This is a genomic window from Pseudomonas sp. Pseusp16, assembly GCF_047324915.1.
Lineage (GTDB): Bacteria > Pseudomonadota > Gammaproteobacteria > Pseudomonadales > Pseudomonadaceae > Aquipseudomonas > Aquipseudomonas fluorescens_CD.
In genome coordinates, this window is sequence record NZ_CP168522.1 from 3,905,032 (window position 1) to 3,927,452 (window position 22,421).

General features: G+C 60.4%; 15 protein-coding genes. 13 read left to right on the top strand and 2 right to left on the bottom strand.

The genetic code is table 11. The features are described 5' to 3' along the window. The first annotated feature begins 127 nt into the window (after nt 1-127). The 5 genes from ACEN8Q_RS17870 to ACEN8Q_RS17890 all read left to right on the top strand — a co-directional run bounded on the left by ACEN8Q_RS17870 (nt 128) and on the right by ACEN8Q_RS17890 (nt 6,248). Nucleotides 128-1,165 carry an ABC transporter ATP-binding protein gene (locus tag ACEN8Q_RS17870; protein ID WP_413425728.1) on the top strand — a complete coding sequence of 346 codons (1,038 nt, stop codon included), beginning with the start codon at nt 128-130 and terminating at the stop codon, nt 1,163-1,165. Between the two features lies 1 nt (nt 1,166). Next, nucleotides 1,167-2,114, top strand: a complete 948-nt coding sequence (locus ACEN8Q_RS17875) for an ABC transporter permease (RefSeq protein WP_413425730.1) — start codon at nt 1,167-1,169, stop codon at nt 2,112-2,114. Next, nucleotides 2,104-2,913: an ABC transporter permease gene (locus tag ACEN8Q_RS17880; protein WP_413703500.1), complete on the top strand. Its 810-nt coding sequence runs from the start codon at nt 2,104-2,106 to the stop codon at nt 2,911-2,913. The genes ACEN8Q_RS17875 and ACEN8Q_RS17880 overlap by 11 nt, the downstream gene beginning before the upstream one ends. A 165-nt stretch (nt 2,914-3,078) precedes the next feature. Next, on the top strand, nt 3,079-4,503 hold the full coding sequence (locus ACEN8Q_RS17885) for a gamma-aminobutyraldehyde dehydrogenase (RefSeq protein WP_413425733.1): 1,425 nt from the start codon (nt 3,079-3,081) through the stop codon (nt 4,501-4,503). Nucleotides 4,504-4,763: 260 nt separating this feature from the next. After that, on the top strand, nt 4,764-6,248 hold the full coding sequence (locus ACEN8Q_RS17890; RefSeq protein ID WP_413703501.1) for an APC family permease: 1,485 nt from the start codon (nt 4,764-4,766) through the stop codon (nt 6,246-6,248). A gap of 230 nt (nt 6,249-6,478) precedes the next feature. On the opposite strand, the gene ACEN8Q_RS17895 is transcribed toward ACEN8Q_RS17890, so the two are convergent. Then, entirely contained in the window at nt 6,479-6,664 is a 186-nt protein-coding gene (locus tag ACEN8Q_RS17895) for a hypothetical protein (protein WP_413425737.1), read from the bottom strand. 420 nt (nt 6,665-7,084) lie between these two features. Here ACEN8Q_RS17895 and ACEN8Q_RS17900 point away from each other — a divergent pair, with 420 nt between their 5' ends. The 7 genes from ACEN8Q_RS17900 to ACEN8Q_RS17930 all read left to right on the top strand — a co-directional run bounded on the left by ACEN8Q_RS17900 (nt 7,085) and on the right by ACEN8Q_RS17930 (nt 15,632). Beyond that, entirely contained in the window at nt 7,085-8,713 is a 1,629-nt protein-coding gene (locus ACEN8Q_RS17900; RefSeq protein WP_413425739.1) for a glucan biosynthesis protein D, read from the top strand. Nucleotides 8,714-8,991: 278 nt separating this feature from the next. Next, the gene (locus ACEN8Q_RS17905) at nt 8,992-9,906 is read left to right on the top strand and encodes a glutamate/aspartate ABC transporter substrate-binding protein (RefSeq protein ID WP_413425741.1); all 915 of its coding nucleotides are present in this window, start codon (nt 8,992-8,994) and stop codon (nt 9,904-9,906) included. 193 nt (nt 9,907-10,099) lie between these two features. Beyond that, entirely contained in the window at nt 10,100-10,846 is a 747-nt protein-coding gene (locus tag ACEN8Q_RS17910; RefSeq protein ID WP_111281261.1) for an amino acid ABC transporter permease, read from the top strand. Further along, on the top strand, nt 10,846-11,517 hold the full coding sequence (locus ACEN8Q_RS17915; RefSeq protein WP_413425743.1) for an amino acid ABC transporter permease: 672 nt from the start codon (nt 10,846-10,848) through the stop codon (nt 11,515-11,517). Before ACEN8Q_RS17910 ends, ACEN8Q_RS17915 begins: the two co-directional genes overlap by 1 nt. After that, nucleotides 11,514-12,248: an amino acid ABC transporter ATP-binding protein gene (locus ACEN8Q_RS17920; protein ID WP_413425745.1), complete on the top strand. Its 735-nt coding sequence runs from the start codon at nt 11,514-11,516 to the stop codon at nt 12,246-12,248. The genes ACEN8Q_RS17915 and ACEN8Q_RS17920 overlap by 4 nt, the downstream gene beginning before the upstream one ends. Nucleotides 12,249-12,405: 157 nt before the next feature. Further along, entirely contained in the window at nt 12,406-14,307 is a 1,902-nt protein-coding gene (locus ACEN8Q_RS17925) for a sensor histidine kinase (protein ID WP_413425748.1), read from the top strand. Next, nucleotides 14,304-15,632: a sigma-54-dependent transcriptional regulator gene (locus ACEN8Q_RS17930; RefSeq protein ID WP_413425750.1), complete on the top strand. Its 1,329-nt coding sequence runs from the start codon at nt 14,304-14,306 to the stop codon at nt 15,630-15,632. The genes ACEN8Q_RS17925 and ACEN8Q_RS17930 overlap by 4 nt, the downstream gene beginning before the upstream one ends. A gap of 209 nt (nt 15,633-15,841) precedes the next feature. Here ACEN8Q_RS17930 and ACEN8Q_RS17935 read toward each other — a convergent pair whose 3' ends face one another. Further along, nucleotides 15,842-16,876, bottom strand: a complete 1,035-nt coding sequence (locus ACEN8Q_RS17935) for an alpha/beta fold hydrolase (protein ID WP_413703502.1) — start codon at nt 16,874-16,876, stop codon at nt 15,842-15,844. 220 nt (nt 16,877-17,096) lie between these two features. Between ACEN8Q_RS17935 and ACEN8Q_RS17940 the strand changes: the two genes are divergently transcribed. Further along, nucleotides 17,097-22,325 (top strand): dermonecrotic toxin domain-containing protein, encoded by a 5,229-nt coding sequence (locus ACEN8Q_RS17940; protein ID WP_413703503.1) that lies wholly within the window; start codon nt 17,097-17,099, stop codon nt 22,323-22,325. The last annotated feature ends 96 nt before the right edge of the window (nt 22,326-22,421 follow it).

Sequence of the window (22,421 nt, forward strand, 5' to 3'; positions counted from 1 at the left end):
CCGCATTCGCGAGCAAGCCCGCTCCCACAGGGGCTCTCCACAGCCAGCACAGCGTATTCGATTCAGATTTTTCAGAAGTCCAGGCAGGGCCGCTGCGACGGCCTTCGCCTTTTTGGAGCACCGCGCCATGACACTTGCAGTCCAGTTCACCAACGTTTCCCGTCAGTTCGGCGAAGTGAAAGCCGTCGACCGGGTTTCCATCGACATCCAGGACGGCGAGTTCTTCTCCATGCTGGGGCCTTCCGGTTCGGGCAAAACCACCTGCTTGCGCCTGATCGCCGGTTTTGAACAACCGAGCGCAGGTTCCATCCGTATTCATGGCGCCGAAGCCGCCGGGCTGCCGCCCTACCAGCGTGACGTGAACACCGTGTTCCAGGATTACGCGCTGTTCCCGCACATGAACGTTCGCGACAACGTCGCCTATGGACTGAAAGTCAAAGGCGTCGGCAAAGTCGAACGCCAGAAGCGCGCCGAAGAAGCCCTCGACATGGTCGCCCTCGGCGGCTACGGCGACCGCAAGCCGGTGCAACTGTCCGGCGGCCAGCGCCAGCGTGTGGCCCTGGCCCGCGCCCTGGTCAACCGCCCACGGGTACTGCTGCTCGACGAACCCCTCGGTGCACTCGACCTGAAGTTGCGCGAGCAAATGCAGGGCGAACTGAAAAAGCTGCAACGCCAGCTCGGCATCACCTTCATCTTCGTAACCCACGACCAGACCGAAGCGCTGTCGATGTCCGACCGCGTGGCAGTGTTCAACAAGGGACGCATCGAACAGGTCGATAGCCCGCGCAACCTGTACATGAAACCGGCCACCACCTTCGTGGCGGAATTCGTCGGCACCTCCAACGTGATTCGTGGCGACCTGGCCAGGCAGTTGAGCGGCAACCCGCAGCCGTTCTCGATTCGTCCGGAACACGTGCGATTCGCCGACGGCCCGCTGGCCAACCACGAGATTGAAGTCAGCGGTTTGCTACATGACATCCAGTACCAAGGCAGTGCAACTCGCTATGAACTGAAACTGGAAAACGGCCAGACCCTGAACATCAGCAAGGCCAACAACCAATGGCTGGACACCAGTACACAGCACCAGACCGGGCAACGCATCAGCGCACGCTGGGCGCGCGAGGCAATGATTCCATTGCACGATACCGTTGCAGGCGGGGTGTGAGATGAACACCGTGGCTATCCCTCAATCTCCGGCCAGCGGCTCGCTGCTGCGCAGGTTTTCCAACCTGCTGTATCGCCGGCCGAATTTTTACCTGTCGCTACTGCTGGTACCGCCGCTGCTGTGGTTCGGCGCGATCTACCTGGGTTCATTGCTGGTTCTGCTGTGGCAAGGTTTCTACACCTTCGATGACTTCACCATGGCGGTCACCCCTGACCTGACCCTGGCGAACTTCACCGCGCTGTTCCAGCCGTCGAACTTCGACATCATCCTGCGCACCCTGGGCATGGCGATTGTCGTGTCCATCGCCAGCGCCATCGTAGCGTTCCCGATTGCCTACTACATGGCGCGCTACACCACGGGCAAGACCAAGGCGTTTTTCTACATCGCGGTGATGATGCCGATGTGGGCCAGCTACATCGTCAAGGCCTACGCCTGGACGCTGCTGCTGGCCAAGGGCGGCGTGGCGCAGTGGTTCGTGCAGCATCTGGGGCTGGAACCGCTCCTGCAATTGGTGATGGGCATTCCGGGCTTTGGCGGCAGCACCTTGTCGACCTCGCACCTGGGCCGCTTCATGGTGTTCGTCTACATCTGGCTGCCGTTCATGATCCTGCCGATCCAGGCCTCGCTGGAGCGCCTGCCGCCATCGCTGCTGCAAGCCTCCGCCGACCTCGGTGCCAAGCCGCGCCAGACCTTCATGCAAGTGATTCTGCCGCTGTCGGTGCCGGGCATTGCCGCCGGTTCCATCTTCACCTTCTCGCTGACCCTGGGTGACTTCATCGTGCCGCAACTGGTCGGCCCGCCCGGCTACTTCGTCGGCAGCATGGTGTACGCCCAACAAGGTGCCATCGGCAACATGCCAATGGCCGCTGCCTTCACCCTGGTGCCGATCGTGCTGATCGCCATCTACCTGTCCATCGTCAAACGACTGGGGGCCTTCGATGCACTCTGAGAAAGCTTCCATAGGCCTGCGCATCGCAGCCTGGGGCGGATTGCTGTTCCTGCACTTCCCGATCCTGATCATCTTCCTGTACGCCTTCAACACCGAAGACGCGGCGTTCAGTTTTCCGCCCAAGGGCTTCACCCTGAATTGGTTCAGTGTGGCGTTCTCGCGGCCGGACGTGCTCGAAGCGATCAAGCTGTCGTTGCAGATCGCTTCGATTGCCACCCTGATCGCCATGATCCTCGGCACGCTGGCCTCGGCTGCGCTGTACCGCCGGGATTTCTTCGGCAAGCAGGGCATCTCGCTGATGCTGATCCTGCCGATCGCCTTGCCGGGGATCATCACCGGGATCGCGCTGCTGGCGACCTTCAAGACACTGGGAATCGAACCGGGGATGTTCACCATCATCGTCGGTCACGCGACCTTCTGTGTGGTGATCGTCTACAACAACGTCATCGCCCGCTTGCGCCGTACTTCACACAGCCTGATCGAAGCCTCGATGGACCTCGGCGCCGACGGCTGGCAGACCTTCCGCTACATCATCCTGCCGAACCTCGGCTCGGCGTTGCTGGCCGGCGGCATGTTGGCGTTTGCCCTGTCGTTCGACGAAATCATCGTCACCACCTTCACTGCCGGCCATGAACGCACCCTGCCGCTGTGGCTGCTCAACCAGCTCAGCCGCCCACGGGACGTGCCGGTGACCAACGTCGTGGCGATGCTGGTGATGCTGGTGACCATGCTGCCGATCCTCGGCGCCTATTACCTGACCCGTGGCGGTGAAAGCGTTGCGGGGAGTGGCGGTAAGTAACTGACAACCAACATCTCCTGTAGGAGCGAGCTTGCTCGCGAAAAACGTTAACGATGACAGGGGTTGCCTGGATGCACGCGGTGCCCTTGCATCCTTCGCGAGCAAGCTCGCTCCTACAGGTTCGGGTTCCGACAGAACAATAAAAGCACCAAAGAGGACATGAACATGCAAACCAAACTCTTGATCAACGGCCAATTGCTCGACGGCGAAGGCCCCGCCCAACCTGTGTTCAACCCGGCGCTGGGCAGTGTGCTGGTGGAAATCAACGAAGCCAGCGAAGCCCAGGTCGATACCGCCGTGCGCGCCGCCGACGCCGCGTTCGACAGCTGGTCACAGACCACGCCGAAAGAGCGTTCGCTGCTGCTGCTCAAACTCGCCGATGCCATCGAGGCCCATGGCGAGGAGCTGGCCAAACTGGAATCGGACAACTGCGGCAAGCCTTACAGCGCTGCGCTGAACGACGAAATCCCGGCAATTGCCGACGTGTTCCGCTTCTTCGCCGGCGCCAGCCGCTGCATGAGCGGTTCGGCCGGTGGCGAGTACTTGCCGGGGCACACCTCAATGATCCGCCGCGATCCGGTGGGCGTGATCGCCTCCATCGCGCCGTGGAACTACCCATTGATGATGGTCGCCTGGAAAATCGCCCCGGCCCTGGCCGCCGGTAATACCGTGGTGCTCAAACCATCGGAACAGACTCCGCTGACCGCCCTGCGCCTGGCCGAACTGGCGTCGGATATCTTCCCGGCCGGCGTACTCAACCTGGTGTTCGGCCGTGGTCCTACCGTCGGCAGCCCGCTGGTCACTCACCCGAAAGTGCGCATGGTCTCGCTGACCGGTTCGATTGCCACCGGTTCGAACATCATTTCCAGCACCGCCGACACCGTCAAACGCATGCACATGGAGCTGGGCGGCAAAGCCCCGGTGATCATCTTCGACGACGCCGACATCGATGCCGCTGTCGAGGGCATCCGCACCTTCGGTTTCTACAACGCCGGCCAAGACTGCACCGCTGCCTGCCGTATCTATGCCCAGGCAGGCATCTACGAGAAGTTCGTCGAGAAACTCGGCGCCGCCGTCAGCAGCATCAAGTACGGCATGCAGGATGATCCGTCGACCGAACTCGGCCCGCTGATCACCGCGCAACATCGTGACCGTGTCGCCGGTTTCGTCGAACGCGCCGTGGCCCAGCCGCACATCCGCCTGATCACCGGGGGTAAGGCGGTGGAAGGCAATGGCTTCTTCTTCGAACCAACGGTGCTGGCCGATGCGCAGCAGGATGACGAAATCGTCCGTCGCGAAGTGTTCGGGCCGGTGGTATCGGTGACCAAATTCACCGATGAAGCACAAGTGCTGGGCTGGGCCAACGATTCGGACTACGGCCTGGCCTCTTCCATATGGACCGCCGATGTCGGCCGCGCCCATCGTCTGTCAGCCCGTTTGCATTACGGCTGCACCTGGGTCAACACGCACTTCATGCTGGTCAGCGAAATGCCTCACGGCGGTCAGAAGCTGTCTGGTTATGGCAAGGACATGTCCATGTACGGACTGGAGGACTACAGCGTCGTACGGCATGTGATGTTCAAGCACTAGCAGGAGCAAGCTTGCTCGCGATGGACGTCAACGTTGACGCGGGAAACCTGACGCCCCGCGGTGTCCTCAGGTTTTTCGCGAGCAATCTCGCTCCTACAGCGAAGGTCTCACCTCGGTTTCAGGGCAGAAACCGGCAACACGCACCACCAGGCTCCACCCCAAAGAAGACAAAACAATAACCACCGATCCGGGCGGTGCCCTCAAGGCCCCGCCACGGTTTCGGACATCCGAAATCTGCCGATTTTCCGGAGAAAATACACATGAGTGCATCACCCGATCTCTCAGCAGCCGTTGCCGACAGCGATGCCGAGCAGCTACGCAAACTGGGCTATACCTCCAACTTCAATCGCAGCATGAGCCTGTGGGAAAACTTCGCCCTGGGCTTCACTTATCTGTCCCCGGTCGTAGGGGTTTATACCCTGTTCGGCCTGTGCCTCGCTGCTGGCGGGCCACCGATGTTCTGGGCCTATCTGCTGGTCGGTTGTGGCCAGTTGCTGGTGTGCCTGATCTTCGGCGAAGTGGTATCGCAGTTCCCGATTTCCGGCGGCGTGTACCCATGGGCCCGCCGTCTGGTGGGCAAGCGCTGGGCGTGGATGGTCGGCTGGATCTACTCCATCGCCCTGTGCGTCACCATCGCGGCGGTTGCCGTGGGTGCCGGTCCGTACCTCGCCGCCATGATGGGCTTTGAACCGAGCAACAACACGAACATCATCATCGCCCTGTTCCTGACGCTGTTCGCCACCCTGGTCAACCTCAGCGGCACCAAGGCGCTGGCGCGGATCGCCATGTTCGGCTTCCTGTGCGAACTGGTCGGTGCCGTGATCGTGGGCGTTTACCTGCTGATTTTCGAGCGTCATCAATCGATCAGCGTGTTGTTCAACACCTTCGACATCAGCGTCGACGGCTCGTACCTGCCGTCGTTCCTCACCGCTTCGCTGGCGGGGATGTTCCTGTACTACGGCTTCGAGGCCTGCGGCGATGTGGCCGAAGAAACCCCGAACCCGAGCAAGAAAATTCCGGTGGCCATGCGCATGACCATCTACATCGGCGGCATCGCGGCAATGTTCGCCTGCCTGGCGCTGATCCTGGCCGTGCCGGACATGCAAGCGGTGATCGACGGCACCGACAAGGACCCAGTCACCACCATCCTCAACAACGCGTTTGGACCAATCGGTTCGAAAGTGGTGATGGGTGTGGTGATGATTTCCTTCATCTCCTGTGTGATCAGCCTGCAAGCAGCAGCCAGTCGTCTGCTGTATTCCTACGCCCGTGATGAAATGGTCATCGGCAGCCGACTGCTGAAGACGATTTCCCCTACGACTCAGGTTCCAGTTGCCGCGCTGTTCGTGTCCGGCGTCCTGCCGGCACTGATCATCATCCTCGGCTTCTTCCTGCAAGACGCGGTGGCCACCATCGTCAGCTTTGCGGCAATCGGCATCTACCTGGCGTTCCAGATGATTGTGCTCGCGGCCCTGTACGCCCGCATGAAGGGCTGGAAACCGAGCGGCAAATTCACCCTCGGCGCCTGGGGCTGGGCGGTGAACATCGGCGCGCTGGCCTATGGTGTCGGAGCCATCATCAACATGGCCTGGCCACGTACGCCGGATGCCGCGTGGTACATCAACTACGCGATGGTGCTCAGTACCGCCATCGTGATCGGATTGGGCTTGCTCTACATGTGGATCGCCAAGCCGTATGACCACGGCACGGCGCCTGCAGGGGATGCGTGGAAGGTCAGTCGCTGACGAACATCGCCCCGTGAAAAAACTGTAGGAGCGAGCAAGCTCCGGGCGGCGATCCGACGATGGTCGTTAACGATTACGCGGGTTCACTGGCTATACGCGGTGCTCTTGAATTCATCGCGAGCAAGCTCGCTCCTACATTGCTCAACCAGGCGATCGACTCGGGCATTGCACGCTAATGCAGGGCCTGACCACCGAAAAAGCCAAATGGCTTTCACGGTGATCAGGTCCACTCAGAACCGCGAAACACTCCTCATCGCGTCCACCAGATACCTCATCGCAACCCTGTCGCTCTCCGACAGTTCCCGGTAGCGCTCCACCAGTTTCATTTCCTCGCTATTGAGCCGGCGTCTTCGCCGCCCCATGGCCAGACACGGAAGGATTCCCAACAATTCGGCGATGTTCTGTACTTTCGACATGGACGATGTCCTTCTGAACGTCAAAGAAAACTGCAAAAAAAAAACCGCATCGCCCTCCTCCTTTTCAGCAGCCGCATCGTGCCGACTGAAGCGCACCGGCCTTTCGGGCATAGACCGGTCATGCACACAGAATAGAAATAATCCGGGCGCTGAAAAGCGGTTTTTAGAGTAATTAGTCGAAAAAGGCAGAAATACCCTTCAAATCAGAAACCACTGTCGGAATTGTTTCTCGACATGTCTTGTTTCATTGCCGGGCCGGCGCAATGCCATCAATCAATTTTGCTCTGCAATCGAACGGTTTAAGCTATCCGGCATCTGTTTCAAAGTCCGTTGCGTTTGGCCGAAGGCATGTCCGAACCGATATTTCTGATCCAGCACGTGCCAGGAACGGCGCGGGATTGTTCACGACAGGTTGTACTTATGCACCGCAGGAACTTGCTCAAAGCCTCCATGGCCATTGCTGCCTACACCGGCTTGTCCGCCACGGGCCTGTTGGCCGCTCAGGCCTGGGCCGCCAACGCCGGTACCGCTGATGGCGAGGCCACCGCGTTCGACTTCGAAGCGCTGAAAACCCAGGCCAGACAGCTCGCCAGCAATCGCTACCAGGACACCAAGCAACAGCTGCCGCCGACCCTGGCGAGCATGACGCCGCAGAACTTCAACGCGATCCGCTACGACGCCAACCACTCTTTGTGGAATGACCTGAACGGTCAGCTGGACGTGCAGTTTTTCCATGTCGGCATGGGCTTCAAGCAACCAGTGCGCATGTACAGCGTCGACCCCAGGACACGCCAGGCGCGTGAAGTGCATTTCCGCCCATCGCTGTTCAACTATGAAAACACCACGGTCGACACCGCACAGCTCAAGGGCGACCTGGGTTTCTCCGGCTTCAAGCTGTTCAAGGCCCCGGAACTGGACAAGCACGATGTCGTGTCGTTTCTAGGCGCCAGTTACTTCCGTGCGGTGGACGCCACCGGCCAGTACGGCTTGTCGGCCCGCGGCCTGGCCATCGATACCTACGCCAAAAAACGTGAAGAGTTCCCCGACTTCACCAAATTCTGGTTCGAGACGCCGGACAAGGACAGCACCCGCTTCGTGGTCTACGCCCTGCTCGACTCGCCGAGCGCCACCGGTGCCTACCGCTTCGATATCGACTGCCAGGCCGAACGCGTGGTGATGGAGGTCGACGCCCACATCAACGCCCGCACCGCCATCGACCAGTTGGGCATTGCGCCGATGACCAGCATGTTCAGTTGCGGCACCCACGAACGCCGGATGTGCGACACCATTCACCCGCAAATCCACGACTCCGATCGCCTGGCCATGTGGCGCGGCAACGGCGAGTGGATCTGCCGCCCGCTGAATAACCCGGCGACCCTGCAATTCAATGCTTTCGCCGACAAGGACCCGAAAGGTTTCGGCCTGGTACAGACCGACCACGAGTTCGCCAGCTATCAGGACACCGTCGACTGGTACAGCCGCCGCCCGAGCCTGTGGGTCGAACCGACCACCGCCTGGGGCGAAGGCTCGGTCGACCTGCTGGAAATCCCCACCACCGGCGAAACCATGGACAACATCGTCGCCTTCTGGACCCCGAAGAAACCGGTGGCTGCCGGCGACTCGCTGAACTACGGCTACAAGCTCTACTGGAGCGCATTGCCGCCGGTCGGTACGCCGCTGGCACGGGTAAACGCCACCCGTTCCGGGATGGGCGGCTTCACCGAAGGCTGGGCACCGGGCGAGCATTACCCGCCAGTCTGGGCCCGTCGTTTCGCCGTGGACTTCACCGGTGGCGGCCTGGACCGCTTGCCAGAGGGCGCGGGCATCGAGCCGGTGGTCACTTGCTCGAACGGCGAGGTGAAGGACTTCAGCGTACTCAAGCTGGATGACATCAAGGGCTACCGCATCCTGTTTGACTGGTACCCGACCAACGACAGCACTGACCCTGTCGAGCTGCGGCTGTTCATCCGCACCAACGACCGCACGCTAAGTGAGACCTGGTTGTACCAGTACTTCCCGCCAGCGCCGGACAAGCGCAAATACCCCTGATGGCCGGGTAGCACCCCGCCACCATTCGGTTTTCCGAACGCGACCTGACGGTCAGTTCGGTTAACCGGATCACTTCACTGAAGTTTCAGCGCAAAAAAATATTTAATTCCTTTATAAATCAACACTTTGACTAATTCAGACTGGTCTGGCACGAGTCATGCTCTACACTTCTTCGACGAATGTCCTTTGCGCCCACTCATCGTAGCGCTCAGGTGTTTTGCAGCACAAAAGGGCCGATGAACTGGCTCCATAAAAAAAACAATGTCGAGGAAAATTTGATGCGCATCGTTCCCCACATCCTGGGCGCAGCCATTGCTGCCGCTCTGATCAGCACGCCAGTTTTCGCCGCGGAACTGACCGGCACCCTGAAGAAGATCAAAGAGTCCGGTGTCATCACCCTGGGCCATCGCGACGCTTCCATTCCGTTCTCCTACATTGCAGACGCTTCCGGCAAACCGGTCGGCTACTCCCACGACATTCAGCTGAAAGTCGTTGATGCCCTGAAAAAAGACCTCGACATGCCGAATCTCCAGGTCAAATACAACCTGGTGACTTCGCAAACCCGCATCCCGCTGGTGCAGAACGGCACCGTGGACCTCGAGTGCGGTTCCACCACCAACAACGTCGAGCGTCAGCAGCAAGTTGACTTCTCCGTCGGTATCTTCGAAATCGGTACTCGCCTGCTGTCCAAGGCTGACTCCAAGTACAAGGATTTCCCGGATCTGGCCGGCAAGAACGTCGTGACCACCGCAGGTACCACGTCCGAGCGCATCCTGAAGTCGATGAATGCCGACAAGCAGATGGGCATGAACGTCATCTCCGCCAAGGACCATGGCGAGTCCTTCCAGATGCTGGAAACCGGCCGTGCCGTCGCGTTCATGATGGATGACGCCCTGTTGGCGGGTGAAGCGGCCAAGGCCAAGAACGCGAAAGACTGGGCTGTAACCGGCACTCCACAGTCCTTCGAAATCTACGGCTGCATGGTGCGCAAAGGCGACGAGCCGTTCAAAAAGGCCGTGGATGATGCCATCAAGGCCACCTACGCTTCGGGCGAGATCAACAAGATCTACGACAAGTGGTTCATGCAGCCAATCCCGCCAAAGGGCCTGAACCTGAACTTCCCGATGAGCGACGAACTCAAGGCCCTGATCGCCAATCCGACCGACAAAGCGGCTGACGACAAGAAATCCTGATTTCTGACTAACCTTATCCCCTGAAAGGGCCGTAGCCCTTTCAGGGGAATGCACTCCCTGCTGGCATTTCTGGAAACACTCGAACCGGTGTCTGTCGAGCCGAGCGCGTGTGCCTGTCCCCCAAGGACAGGCGGGAACGGAGCTTCCCCCAAGCGGGCATTTGTACATCGATCGAATCCGAGGGGAGACCCTAATGAATTACAACTGGGACTGGGGCGTGTTCTTCAAGTCCACCGGCGTGGGCAGCGAGACCTATTTCGACTGGTACGTGTCCGGTCTGGCCTGGACCATCGGCATCGCCATCGCGGCCTGGATCATCGCCCTGACACTGGGCTCGATCCTGGGCGTCATGCGCACCGTGCCGAACCGCATCGTATCGGGCATCGCCACCTGCTACGTCGAACTTTTCCGTAACGTGCCGCTGCTGGTTCAGCTGTTCATCTGGTACTTCCTGGTACCCGATCTGCTGCCTGCCGACCTGCAAGAGTGGTACAAGCAGGACCTGAACCCGACCACTTCGGCCTTCCTCAGCGTCGTCGTGTGCCTGGGCCTGTTCACCACCGCCCGGGTTTGCGAACAGGTGCGCACCGGTATCCAGGCCCTGCCCAAAGGCCAGGAGTCCGCGGCCCGCGCCATGGGTTTCAAGCTGCCGCAGATCTACTGGAACGTGCTGCTGCCCCAGGCCTACCGGATCATCATTCCGCCGCTCACCTCGGAATTCCTGAACGTTTTCAAGAACACCTCCGTGGCCTCGCTGATCGGCTTGATGGAATTGCTCGCGCAGACCAAACAGACTGCCGAGTTCTCCGCCAACCTGTTCGAAGCCTTTACCCTGGCAACGCTGATCTACTTCACCCTGAACATGAGCCTGATGTTGCTGATGCGCCTGGTCGAGAAGAAAGTCGCCGTACCGGGCCTGATCTCCGTAGGGGGTAAATGATGGAATTCGACTTCTCGGGCATCATCCCGTCCCTGCCGGGCCTGTGGAACGGCATGATCATGACCCTCAAGCTGATGATCATGGGCGTGGTCGGCGGGATCATCCTCGGCACGATCCTGGCCCTGATGCGCCTGTCCCACAGCAAACTGCTGTCGAACATCGCCGGCGCCTACGTCAACTATTTCCGTTCGATCCCGTTGCTGCTGGTCATCACCTGGTTCTACCTGGCGGTGCCGTTCGTGCTGCGCTGGATCACCGGCGAAGACACCCCGATCGGCGCGTTCGCCTCGTGCATCGTGGCGTTCATGATGTTCGAAGCGGCGTACTTCTGCGAAATCGTCCGCGCCGGCGTGCAGTCGATTCCCAAGGGCCAGATGGGCGCCGCCCAGGCACTGGGCATGACTTACGGCCAGATGATGCGCCTGATCATCCTGCCGCAGGCGTTTCGCAAGATGACTCCACTGTTGCTGCAACAGAGCATCATCCTGTTTCAGGACACCTCGCTGGTCTACGCCGTCGGCCTGGTGGACTTCCTCAATGCTTCGCGCGCCAGTGGCGACATCATTGGCCGCTCCAATGAGTTCCTGGTCTTCGCGGGTCTCGTGTACTTCATCATCAGCTTTGCCGCCTCGCAGCTGGTCAAGCGTCTGCAAAAAAGGTTCGCCGTATGATCTCTATCAAAAGCATCAACAAGTGGTATGGGGACTTCCAGGTACTGACTGATTGCAGCACCGAGGTCAAAAAAGGCGAAGTGATCGTGGTGTGCGGGCCATCCGGTTCCGGCAAATCGACCCTGATCAAGTGCGTCAACGCACTGGAACCGTTCCAGAAAGGCGACATCGTGGTCGACGGCACCTCCATCGCCGACCCGAAGACCAACCTGCCGAAACTGCGTTCGCGCGTGGGCATGGTGTTCCAGCACTTCGAACTGTTCCCGCACCTGACCATCACCGAAAACCTGACCATCGCGCAGATCAAGGTGCTGGGCCGCAGCAAGGAAGAAGCCACCAGGAAGGGCCTGCAACTGCTCGAGCGTGTCGGTCTCTCGGCCCATGCCCACAAGCATCCTGGCCAACTGTCCGGTGGTCAGCAACAGCGTGTGGCGATTGCCCGTGCGCTGGCGATGGACCCGATCGTCATGCTGTTCGACGAACCGACCTCGGCGCTGGACCCGGAAATGGTCAACGAAGTGCTGGACGTGATGGTGCAACTGGCCCACGAAGGCATGACCATGATGTGCGTGACCCACGAAATGGGCTTCGCCCGTAAAGTGGCCGATCGGGTGATCTTCATGGACGCCGGCAAGATCATCGAAGACTGCCCGAAAGAGGAATTCTTCGGCGACATCAACGCCCGTGCGGAGCGCACACAGCACTTCCTCAACAAGATTCTGCAGCACTAAAGGCTGTACGCCCCTCCCCTGTAGGAGCGAGCTTGCTCGCGATGTACTCAAAGACACCGCGTACATCCAGGATGAACGCGTCATCGTTGACGACCATCGCGAGCATGCTCGCTCCTACAGAGAGGCGGGCAGCGCTGGTTGACCCAAGGCATCTGTGATGAAATGCGACCCCAATCTTTATCGCGCAGCGTCGCCATCACTTGCCGTGAAACCCCGTCTGGTTCGTCATTTGTTTCTGCCGCCGCTGATCATCGCAATGATGATCGGCCTGGGCTATATCGGCTTCTGGATCAGTGAGCACTACGGCATTCGCAGCCTTGGCGAGAACGGCCAGCGTCAGCTGGAACTGCACGCCCGTGCCGTCGAAAGCGAAATCAGCAAATACACCTACCTGCCCAGCCTGCTGGAGCTCGAAACCAGCGTTTCGCAGTTGCTGGCCGACCCGACCCCGGAACACCGGCAAACAGTCAACGCTTACCTCGAAGGCCTGAACCGGCGCAGCCGCAGTCGGGCCATCTACGTGATGGACACCACCGGCCGCGTCATGGCCACCAGCAACTGGCGCGACGTCGACAGTTACCTGGGTGAAGACCTGTCCTTCCGCGCCTATTTCCAGAACGCCGTGCGCGGTCAGCCGGGGCGCTTCTATGGTATCGGCAGTACCAACGGCGAGCCCGGTTACTACCTGGCCCATGGCCTGGAAGAACACGGCAAGATCATTGGCGTCGCGGTGGTCAAAGTCCGCCTGGAAGCCATGGAAGAACGCTGGCAGCGGGCGCGCCTGGAAGCCTTCGTCAGCGACGAGAACGGCATCATCATTCTGTCCAGCGATCCGGCCCGGCGCTTGAAGTCGGTGGTGCCGCTGAGCGAAGAAACCAAGGAAAAACTCGCCCGCAGCCTGCAGTACTACTGGTTCCCGCTCAACGAACTGCAGCCGCTGGCCCGGGAAACCCTGTCCGAAGGCGTGGAAAAACTGACCTTCCCGGCCAACAGCGAACTGGTGTCCGACGAAGAAAACATCAGCTACCTGTCGCAAACCCGGCCGCTCAGCGATACGCCGTGGAATTTCACCTTGCTGACGCCGCTGCAGGACTTGCGCCGCGAAGCGATCAACCAGGGGATTCTGGTGGCCGTGGCGTTTGCCCTCCTGGCGTTCCTGTTGATCGCCTGGAACGAGCGGCGCAAGGTGATCGCCACGCGCCTCGCGGCCCGGGAAGCCTTGCAGGAAGCCAACAGTCAGCTGGAGCGTCGGATTACCGAACGCACCACCGACCTGCGCGCCAGCAACGAACGGCTCAAGGGGCAGATCCGCGAACGCCGGCTCGCCGAAGAGACCTTGCGCCGCGCCCAGGATGAACTGGTACAGGCCGGAAAACTCGCGGCCATCGGCCAGATGTCCACCAGCATCGCCCACGAACTGAACCAGCCGCTGGCGGCGCTGCGCACCTTGTCCGGCAATACCGTGCGCTTCCTCGAACGCGGTCAACTAGACGTGGCCAGCACCAACCTCAAGACCATCAACGAACTGATCGACCGCATGGGCCGGATCACTGCCAGCCTGCGCTCGTTCGCCCGGCGCGGGGACGACAAGGGCCAGGCCTGCCTCGGCAAAGCGGTGGACGCGGCCTTGCAATTGCACGGTGGCCGCGTGGAAAACATTCAGCTGCAATTGCATCGCGACTTCACCGATGTGCAGGTGCAAATCGACCAGACCCGCCTGGAGCAGATTCTGGTCAACCTCATCGGCAACGCCCTGGATGCGATGCAAGCACAGCCGTTGCCGGAGTTGTGGCTCGAAGGCGAAGTTTCCGAAGGCAAGTACCGGCTGCGGGTGCGTGACAACGGCCATGGCATCGACGCCGAAGCGCGCAAGCACCTGTTCGAGCCGTTCTTCACCACCAAACCCGGCGAACAGGGCCTGGGCCTTGGCCTGACCCTTTCCGCCAGCCTGGCCGCCGCCACCGGCGGTCACCTGGGTGTCGAGCACCCGTCCAGCGGTGGCACCGCATTCGTCCTCAGTTTACCGTTGGTAAGCCCCACTCCCGCCGAGCCAATATGAACAACGACCTTAGTGTATTGATCGTCGAAGACGACCCCCATGTGCTGCTCGGCTGCCAACAGGCGCTGACCCTGGAAGACATTCCCTGCATTGGCGTGGGCAGCGCCGAAGAAGCCCTGGAGCGGGTCGGCGAAAACTTCGCCGGCATCGTCGTCAGCGACATTCGCCTGCCGGGCATCGATGGCCTGGAACTGTTGACCCGGCTCAAGGCTCGCGACCGGAGCCTGCCGGTGGTGCTGATCACCGGGCACGGCGACATTTCCATGGCCGTCGGCGCGATGCAGAAAGGCGCCTACGACTTCATGGAAAAGCCGTTCTCCCCCGAGCGCCTGGTGGATGTCGCCCGCCGCGCCCTGGAGCAACGCAGCCTGGCGCGAGAGGTGTCGTCGCTGCGTCGGCAACTGGCCGAGCGCGACTCCCTCGAAGGTCGGATCATCGGACGCTCGCCGGCCATGCAGAACTTGCGAGAACTGATCGCCAACGTCGCCGATACCTCGGCCAACGTTCTGATCGAAGGCGAGACCGGTACCGGCAAGGAATTGGTTGCGCGCTGCCTGCATGATTTCAGTCGGCGGCACACCCGGCAGTTCGTCGCCCTGAACTGCGGCGGCCTGCCGGAGAACCTCTTCGAAAGCGAAATCTTCGGCCACGAGGCCAACGCCTTTACCGGCGCGGGTAAACGGCGGATCGGCAAGATCGAACACGCCGATGGCGGCACGCTGTTCCTCGACGAAGTGGAAAGCATGCCCCTGCCCTTGCAGATCAAGCTGCTGCGGGTGTTGCAGGAACGCACCCTCGAACGACTCGGTTCGAACCAGAGCGTGGCGGTGGATTGCCGCGTCATCGCAGCGACCAAATCCGACCTCGTCGAGTCGAGCAAGGCCGGCGAATTCCGCAGTGACCTGTATTACCGACTCAATGTGGTGACCCTGGAACTGCCGCCGCTGCGCGAGCGCCGCGAGGACATCCTGCAACTGTTCGAACACTTTTTGCAGCAGTCGTCCCTGCGCTTCGATCGCATCGCGCCGGAACTGGACAACCAGACCGTGTCGAATCTGATGAGCCACGACTGGCCGGGTAACGTACGTGAACTGCGCAACGTTGCCGAGCGCTTTGCCCTGGGCTTGCCGGCGTTCAAGAAAACCGGTGCCAGCGGTGGCAATCAGGGCCTGGCCTTTGCCGAAGCGGTGGAAGCGTTCGAGCGCAACCTGCTCAGCGATGCCTTGCAACGCAGCGGCGGCAACCTGACCCAGGCCAGCCAGGAACTGGGCATGGCCAAGACCACGCTGTTCGACAAAGTGAAAAAGTACGGCCTGAGCCATTAAGCGAGCCCCGCCGCCCGAAACTGGCGTGGTTAATGGCGGTCACTGCTTTGGTGACAGCATGGCTACGCTTTCACGGCTGAATGCCTTCCCCTGTGGGAGCGGGCTTGCTCGCGAAGAGGGAGTATCAGTTAGCATTTGAGTTGACTGACACACCGCTTTCGCGAGCAAGTCGGATCGCCGCACCGCCGCTCCCACATTGGATTGGGGGGTTAGAGGAGGTTGCGGTCGGCCACCGGTTCGATCTGCGCCCAGTGCGAAGTGTCTTCACGATGCGCCCGCAAGTACGGCAACACCGCCGCCAGCAGCGGTGCCTTGAACGCCTCCTGAAAGCGATGGGCCAGCCCCGGAATCAGGATCAACTGACTGCCACGCAAATGCGCCGCCAGGTGCACGCCGTGCATCACCGGCAAAAGCGGATCGGCCGTACCGTGCACCACCAGCGCCGGAACCCGCAGCTGGTTGAGCAGCGCCACCCGGCTTGGTTCGGCGAGTATGGCCATGATCTGGCGTTTCACGCCTTCGGGATTGAACGCCCGGTCATAAGACAGCGCCGCCTGATGCAGCAGCGCCTGACGATCATCGGTCACCATCGGGCTACCCAACGCCTCCAGCAGGTCGGCCTGTTGTTCCAGCGCCACTTCGCGATTCGGTGCGCCACGACGGGCAAGCAGTTGCACCAGCGCTGCACTGGGTGCCGGCAAGCCTTCGGCGCCTGAGGAGGTCATGATCAGGGTCAGGCTCTCGACCCGTTGCGGCGCCATGGCCGCCATGCGCTGGGCGATCATTCCCCCCATGCTCGCACCGAGCACATGGAACTGCTCGATGTGCAAGGCATCCATCAACCCCAGGCCATCGTCGGCCATGTCGGTCAGCGAGTACGGTGCCGACACCGGCAAGCCGAGCTTGTAGCGCAGCACTTCGAACGTCAGGTTGGCCTCGCCCGGTGGCTGTCGCCAGCTCGAAAGGCCGACATCGCGATTGTCATAGCGAATCACCCGAAAACCTTGTTGGCACAGGGCAACCACCACTTCGTCGGGCCAGTGGATCAATTGCCCGCCCAGCCCCATCACCAACAGCAAAGCCGGGTCCGACGCACGGCCGATGCTCTGGTACGCCAGGCTTACCTGGGCCAGATCCACCCGTTCGGTCGGAACATTGACGTCACAACGCGAGGCCGCCAGAGACGGCAGGCCGAACACCAGCGCGGCCAAAAATACGATTCGTGAAAAAAATGCAGCACCCATGGAAAAACACCAAAACGCAGAACCCCAGTAGAGCGCGAGTCTGATGAAGTTTGTTCAAGCGCGCTGCCACAGTTCCGTGACAGTTTGATGAAGGGTGCCGAGCGGTCGTCGAGAAGCAAAAGCGCACTGCACGATAACTATGTACCGCCAGTCCCTGATACGACGAACCTTTAATGGGGGCAACGCCGGCACACGCCCGGCCCTTTGGAGAACTATCGTCATGGTCGACGAACCCACCCCCCTACCGGCCGAATTCGGTCTCACGCGCACTTTGCCGTCCAGCCTGGATGAAAGCCTGATACTGAGCGCTTCGGCGCGCTGCAATGAGTACCGCGATCAATGGCTCGAGCTCATGGCGCAGAGCCCGCAGTCGATACTCGAGGGTCATTGGTGGAGCACCCGCGCTCGCGGTACCGACGTTTCACGCAGAGCCCTGGCGATGAGGCTGTATCACCAGCATTTCGAGGCATCGAGCCAACTGGCATTCGCCCAGGGCAGCCTGACTGTCGAGCAGATCAAGTCCGTGCACACGCTGATTGATCCCGCCAAACCGGCAACGACGCCTGAGGTCCCGGCGATCCAGGTCGAACGATTGACGCTGAAGACCGCCGATGACACACGCATCGAACTTGCCGGGGCCCTGGTCATCACCCGGGATACCGGTCAAGTGGTCGCGCAAATGTTATATCTGCCTTCCCGGCCAGTGGCCTGGGTGAACTTCCAGAACCGCAATGAAATGCAACGCTGGCTGATCGAGCATCAGCAACAACTGATTGACTCGTCCGGACCGGGCGTCGCCAGCATCGATTACACCGTGCTGGCAAATGCCCCGCTGACCGGTAGTGTCGACTTCCTGTTGACGCATTTGTCCACAGCACAGGTCAGTCAGTCGCAGCGCCAGGCAGTTTTTGCCCAGCCCACTGACCTGTCGCCAACGGACCCGAACGAGGTTGATGACCAGTCCCTGTTCGGCCTGTTGAACCCCGACATTCCCCTGAATGGGCGACGTAGCGCCCTGACGCAGCAGCACGCGGCACTGGAAAGCCTGTTCGACACGTCCAATGCTTTCCTCCTGTCCGTGCTGAAACAGCAACTTGATGCACTGACGGCCGCCGAACAGGCCAGCGCCACTGCTGCGTCAACGCTACTCGACACCCGCAACCCGCTCAATCTGCTGGAACTGCGCAACCTGCCAAACCCTCACTACACCGCTCTTTACCAGGCACGTCTCGCCGGCCTGCGTGCCGAGGCCGATGTTCAACTGAGCCTGAACCAGATCAGCGCCGAAGAACATCAATGGCTCAAAACCGTCCTGGACGCGCCGGATAAAACGGATCAACAAGCTGACGTGGCGGTGGCCCGCGTTACGCTGGTAGCGGCCGATGTCGAGGGCGCCAGCACGCCGGTCCCCCAGGAACTGGATGGCGTATTGCTTTTCACTCATCCGTCCGCGTTGCTGACCGACGCGCCCCATAGCCTTTTACTCTACTGGCCTGGCTACTTTGGAGGACTGCAACGCTTTGACTCTAGACAGGCCCTGGAAAGGACAGTGTTCAAACTGACGGCCAGCGAAAACACTTTGGTGCTACGCCTGTCGGTGCTGTCCCGTGATCCGATTGAATACTCATTGCAAAACCAGCTCTATGCCTGCCAACAACAGGCAGTCCGAATCATTGCCGACAATCCCGCGCCGCAACGTGCCGATCAGCGCAGCCAAGCCCTGGAAAAACTGCGCGAGCAAGCCCTGGCCAGCCTCACGGTACCCATCCCGGCCGCTCGGGAACTGGCCTACGCGCAGTTGCTCGAGCAACACCAGAGCGGCGTATTGGCGGGCAATTTGCCACAATGGCTTGGCACGCTGCCCGAGGCTCAGCGCTCGCGACTCAAAGGGTTGTTCACTGCCTACATCAAGGCGATGAAGCGCTCCCATGAACTGCTCGAACGCGATCTGCCGCCAAGGGAAGCCTTCGCTGAAAAGGCCATCGACATCAAGCTGAGCCTGGAGTTTGGCCTCACAGAAAAGGTCGAGGTGCTGCTCGACCTGCCCGACTCTACCTACTGGCAAAAAGTCGTCATGGAGGGTGCCGCGCCAGGTACGCCTCAGCAAAACATGCTGTTTGCCAGCCAGCAACGCAGCAAGTTGTCACTCGCCGAGCTGGCACTCAGCAATATCGATGAAGCCATGTGGCTGCGCCTGACGTTCATGCGAGTCGAGATGAGCGGGGCCGATGAGGCACAACGTCAGAAGTTGCAAATCGGCATCACCCAAATGTGGTTGCGCGCGCTGGTTACCGAACTTGACCTGGCCGGACACTATGAAACGCTGATCCGCGAGACCTTCCTCGGCAGCGTGGCTGCGTCGACCTTCAGCAATGAATATCGTCGCGAATGCCTGAGCGAGCCGTGGCGCCTGATGCTCAAACTGCAAGGCGAGTTCGCTTTGCTGCAACGACAGATCACCACCGACGGGCACCGGTTGCTGGAGATCGCCATCGAGGCCAATAGCCGTGAAGCCTATGCGGCCAACGGCAAACACATCGTGCTATTGCCAGCGCACCTGACGGTGGGCGGTGAGGACACCCCGCATCAGGGGCCGAGCCCCCTGGCCGGCGTCACCTTCATCGTGGAACAGATCAGCGGCCTGACCCTGCTTTACCTGCCCGACAGCCCTGACGGTGTCTTTCTACGTCAGTACGACACCCTTGAAGAAGCGCGCAAAGCCCTGTTCAACCTGTGCCTGCAGACACGAATGGTCAACTACCTGGCCGGCCGCGCAATCAATGGCAATTTTGAACACCACGTCAGCCGGATCAACCAGGCGTTGTTGAAAAACTTCGATGCCATGATCGGCACGGGCATGGCCTGGCCGGCCACCACCTCACTGGCGGTCCACCTGGTCAATGTCCACATGGGCCGTTTGCTCGAAGCGCACCGGACGACATCGCGCTCCAACGATGCCTTGTACTTTGAGCGTGCCGCATTGAAGTGCGGCGCTCTGTACAACTACCTGAAAATGGCCTTGGGCATGGTGCCTTTCGTGGGCACGGCCATCGCATTGTATGACGCCTGGAGCAGCGCAAATCTGGCGGTTGGCGCTTTCCTTCGTGGCGATGTCGGTCATGGTCTGGCCGAAGTGGAATCGGTGCTTATGTCATTGATCGACGCCGCGATGGACATCCTTCCCGGTGCCAGTGCCGGTTCCAGCCCGGCGACGGCGGCTCGTTCGCTGACGCGAGTACGACAGCTCGGAAAAACGGGCAATGCCGCCAGGGCGCTACGTCCCTTGAGGGCCATCCGTCATGCCAGGCAAGTTGTCGAGCGATTCGCGGGTTACGAGTACGAAAACCTGATCAGTCTTGCCGGCCTGCAGCCAGGGACTCACGGGATCTATCGCAATGTCTATCGGCATGCAGACGGCGACTTCATCGTTCGACAGGGTCGCATTTTCCAGATCGAGTGGAGCAACGACTCACGGAACTGGCGCTTGACCGGCACTCGAATGAAAACCTACAAGCAGCCGATAGCGGTTGATGAAGCGGGTGACTGGGATACTTACTTCCATGTCCACGGCAAGACATTCGAAGGTGGGGGGCTCGGTGGCGGTGCCGTCCTGGGTCACCTGGCCGACGGACTCGATCCACTCTGGCCAGCGGCGATTCGCGAACGGTTGCCACGCTGGTGGGCCGATCAGCGTTTTCGTCGGCAACACGCATTGACTGAGGCTGCCGACAACCTGGCACCGCAACTCGATGCCCAAGTGTCACGGACCAATACCGTGCTGCAAAATTACAACGGCAGCACCCTCGAGAATCGTGCGGCCCTCAGACAGGCCGCCGAAACGTCCTGCATCACCGACATTGAAATGGCCTCCAGGCATTACCGGACACTGGTTGATCTATTGCCTCTGACCCAAGGCAATAAAAGGCGTGCCCTCGTGGAGATGCAGAGCAATGACGCGCTGATTCTGGCTGACCGACACCAGCAGCGCCTGTACTTTGCCAATCATCGCGCGGTCAACTTGCTGGATCTGAGCGACGCCCTCATCCTCCGCCTGGACCGGATGCCACACGATGACCTCGCCGCGCGCCTGCGCGTTCTCGAGCACATCAGAAAGGTGCGCGTGGACTTCGTCCGCGAACTGGATGCCATCGATGTCATCCATCGCGATTTCAATCTGTGGTACGAGCGCATGACCGTCGCCGCACACAAGAGACAATTGACGCCCACCGTCAGAATGCTCGCAGGACGCCTGAGCGAGGCCAACAAGCTTTACCTGAAAACCGGGCACCTCCTGGAAGTGATCAAGCGTTTCGATACGGCCAGTGATGTCTCGTGGCTCTATCTGCAACAGCAGTCCCGGAACCTGCGGGCCAGGGTGGATCGTGCGCTGTTCACTCAATACAGCCTGTCCGAAGTCTCCGCGACCAAGGCGCAACGTACTCAAATACTGCGCGACTGCCTCGAGGCGTACGGTCAGTTTCGCCGCGACATGAAAATCTGGACCGCCAGTTATCCACAGCACTTTCACCTGGAATGGGTCGCTCCCTTGATGGAGGGCATCGAAAGGATGGCCGAGCGGGCGCGCAAGGGCATTCAGGAACCGACACTGGCCTCCGCTCCGGGGCATGGCAACAAGAAAATCTTCATTACCGATGACGATCAGCTACTGATCGGCGTCGAGCACTGGGAACCGACCACTCAAACGCGGCGATACACCCTGACCGGCCAAGGCGCAACCAACGAAGTCTGGGAGCAGGATATCCATGGCAAATTCCGCCTGGCCAATCCTGTGGAGCAACTAGCTCAAAACATTCAAAGGGACCTGGATTCATTGCTGACCGATGCCCGCCGTCGACTCGATGCGGTGGACACCTACAAGGCCAAGGTCCAGAGCTACGCAACTCAGGACATGTCGCCGGTCGACCTTGAACACATGCTGATCAGCGAAGCCGCGGAGTTGAGGCTTCGAGCCCAGGCCATCGAACAGCTCTCGCCGTCTGCGCCGATGGTCGTGCAATTGCGCAACCGTGCAGATGAATTGACGCGGGCCGCACGCACCCTGCGTATCGATCAAACCCTTAAAAGCGCCACGCCTACCGAGGGCTATCTGGACTATCTGCTGGAGCAGAAGGTGGTGGATATCCGCAAGGAAGGCGGCCTGCGGGACCTGGGCAAACGCGCGGATGGCCGCCGGGATTTCCTGCAGGAGTACGAGGTACGCGACCTGACCGGTGAATCGGCGCGAACGCTATGGTATGCGCACTTTCACTACACTTCGGCGACGTCGCAATTCAGCGACTTCGTCAAAGGCCACCTGAAATTGCCCGCACAGCGCAACCTCGGTTTGAAATGGCAGGAGGCGACGGCCAGCAGCGGTGCCGCGGTCGAGTCGATCTGGCGCGGCGACATCGGTAAACCGCTAGGCAACAAGCACTTTTCCGCACTGTGAAGCAATAACGGCGGAGCACGCAATGTGCTCCGCCGTGCTTATGGTCGACAGCGGCATCAACATGAGACAAACTCAACCTTTTCGGTTTATCGACAA

Coding starts and splice junctions, on each gene's coding strand:
- ACEN8Q_RS17885 (WP_413425733.1), top strand. CDS start 3,079: ATGCAAACCAAACTCTTGATCAACGGCCAATTGCTCGACGGCGAAGGC.
- ACEN8Q_RS17895 (WP_413425737.1), bottom strand. CDS start 6,664: ATGTCGAAAGTACAGAACATCGCCGAATTGTTGGGAATCCTTCCGTGT.
- ACEN8Q_RS17915 (WP_413425743.1), top strand. CDS start 10,846: ATGGAATTCGACTTCTCGGGCATCATCCCGTCCCTGCCGGGCCTGTGG.
- ACEN8Q_RS17910 (WP_111281261.1), top strand. CDS start 10,100: ATGAATTACAACTGGGACTGGGGCGTGTTCTTCAAGTCCACCGGCGTG.
- ACEN8Q_RS17935 (WP_413703502.1), bottom strand. CDS start 16,876: ATGGGTGCTGCATTTTTTTCACGAATCGTATTTTTGGCCGCGCTGGTG.
- ACEN8Q_RS17875 (WP_413425730.1), top strand. CDS start 1,167: ATGAACACCGTGGCTATCCCTCAATCTCCGGCCAGCGGCTCGCTGCTG.
- ACEN8Q_RS17880 (WP_413703500.1), top strand. CDS start 2,104: ATGCACTCTGAGAAAGCTTCCATAGGCCTGCGCATCGCAGCCTGGGGC.
- ACEN8Q_RS17930 (WP_413425750.1), top strand. CDS start 14,304: ATGAACAACGACCTTAGTGTATTGATCGTCGAAGACGACCCCCATGTG.
- ACEN8Q_RS17925 (WP_413425748.1), top strand. CDS start 12,406: ATGAAATGCGACCCCAATCTTTATCGCGCAGCGTCGCCATCACTTGCC.
- ACEN8Q_RS17940 (WP_413703503.1), top strand. CDS start 17,097: ATGGTCGACGAACCCACCCCCCTACCGGCCGAATTCGGTCTCACGCGC.
- ACEN8Q_RS17905 (WP_413425741.1), top strand. CDS start 8,992: ATGCGCATCGTTCCCCACATCCTGGGCGCAGCCATTGCTGCCGCTCTG.
- ACEN8Q_RS17900 (WP_413425739.1), top strand. CDS start 7,085: ATGCACCGCAGGAACTTGCTCAAAGCCTCCATGGCCATTGCTGCCTAC.
- ACEN8Q_RS17890 (WP_413703501.1), top strand. CDS start 4,764: ATGAGTGCATCACCCGATCTCTCAGCAGCCGTTGCCGACAGCGATGCC.
- ACEN8Q_RS17870 (WP_413425728.1), top strand. CDS start 128: ATGACACTTGCAGTCCAGTTCACCAACGTTTCCCGTCAGTTCGGCGAA.
- ACEN8Q_RS17920 (WP_413425745.1), top strand. CDS start 11,514: ATGATCTCTATCAAAAGCATCAACAAGTGGTATGGGGACTTCCAGGTA.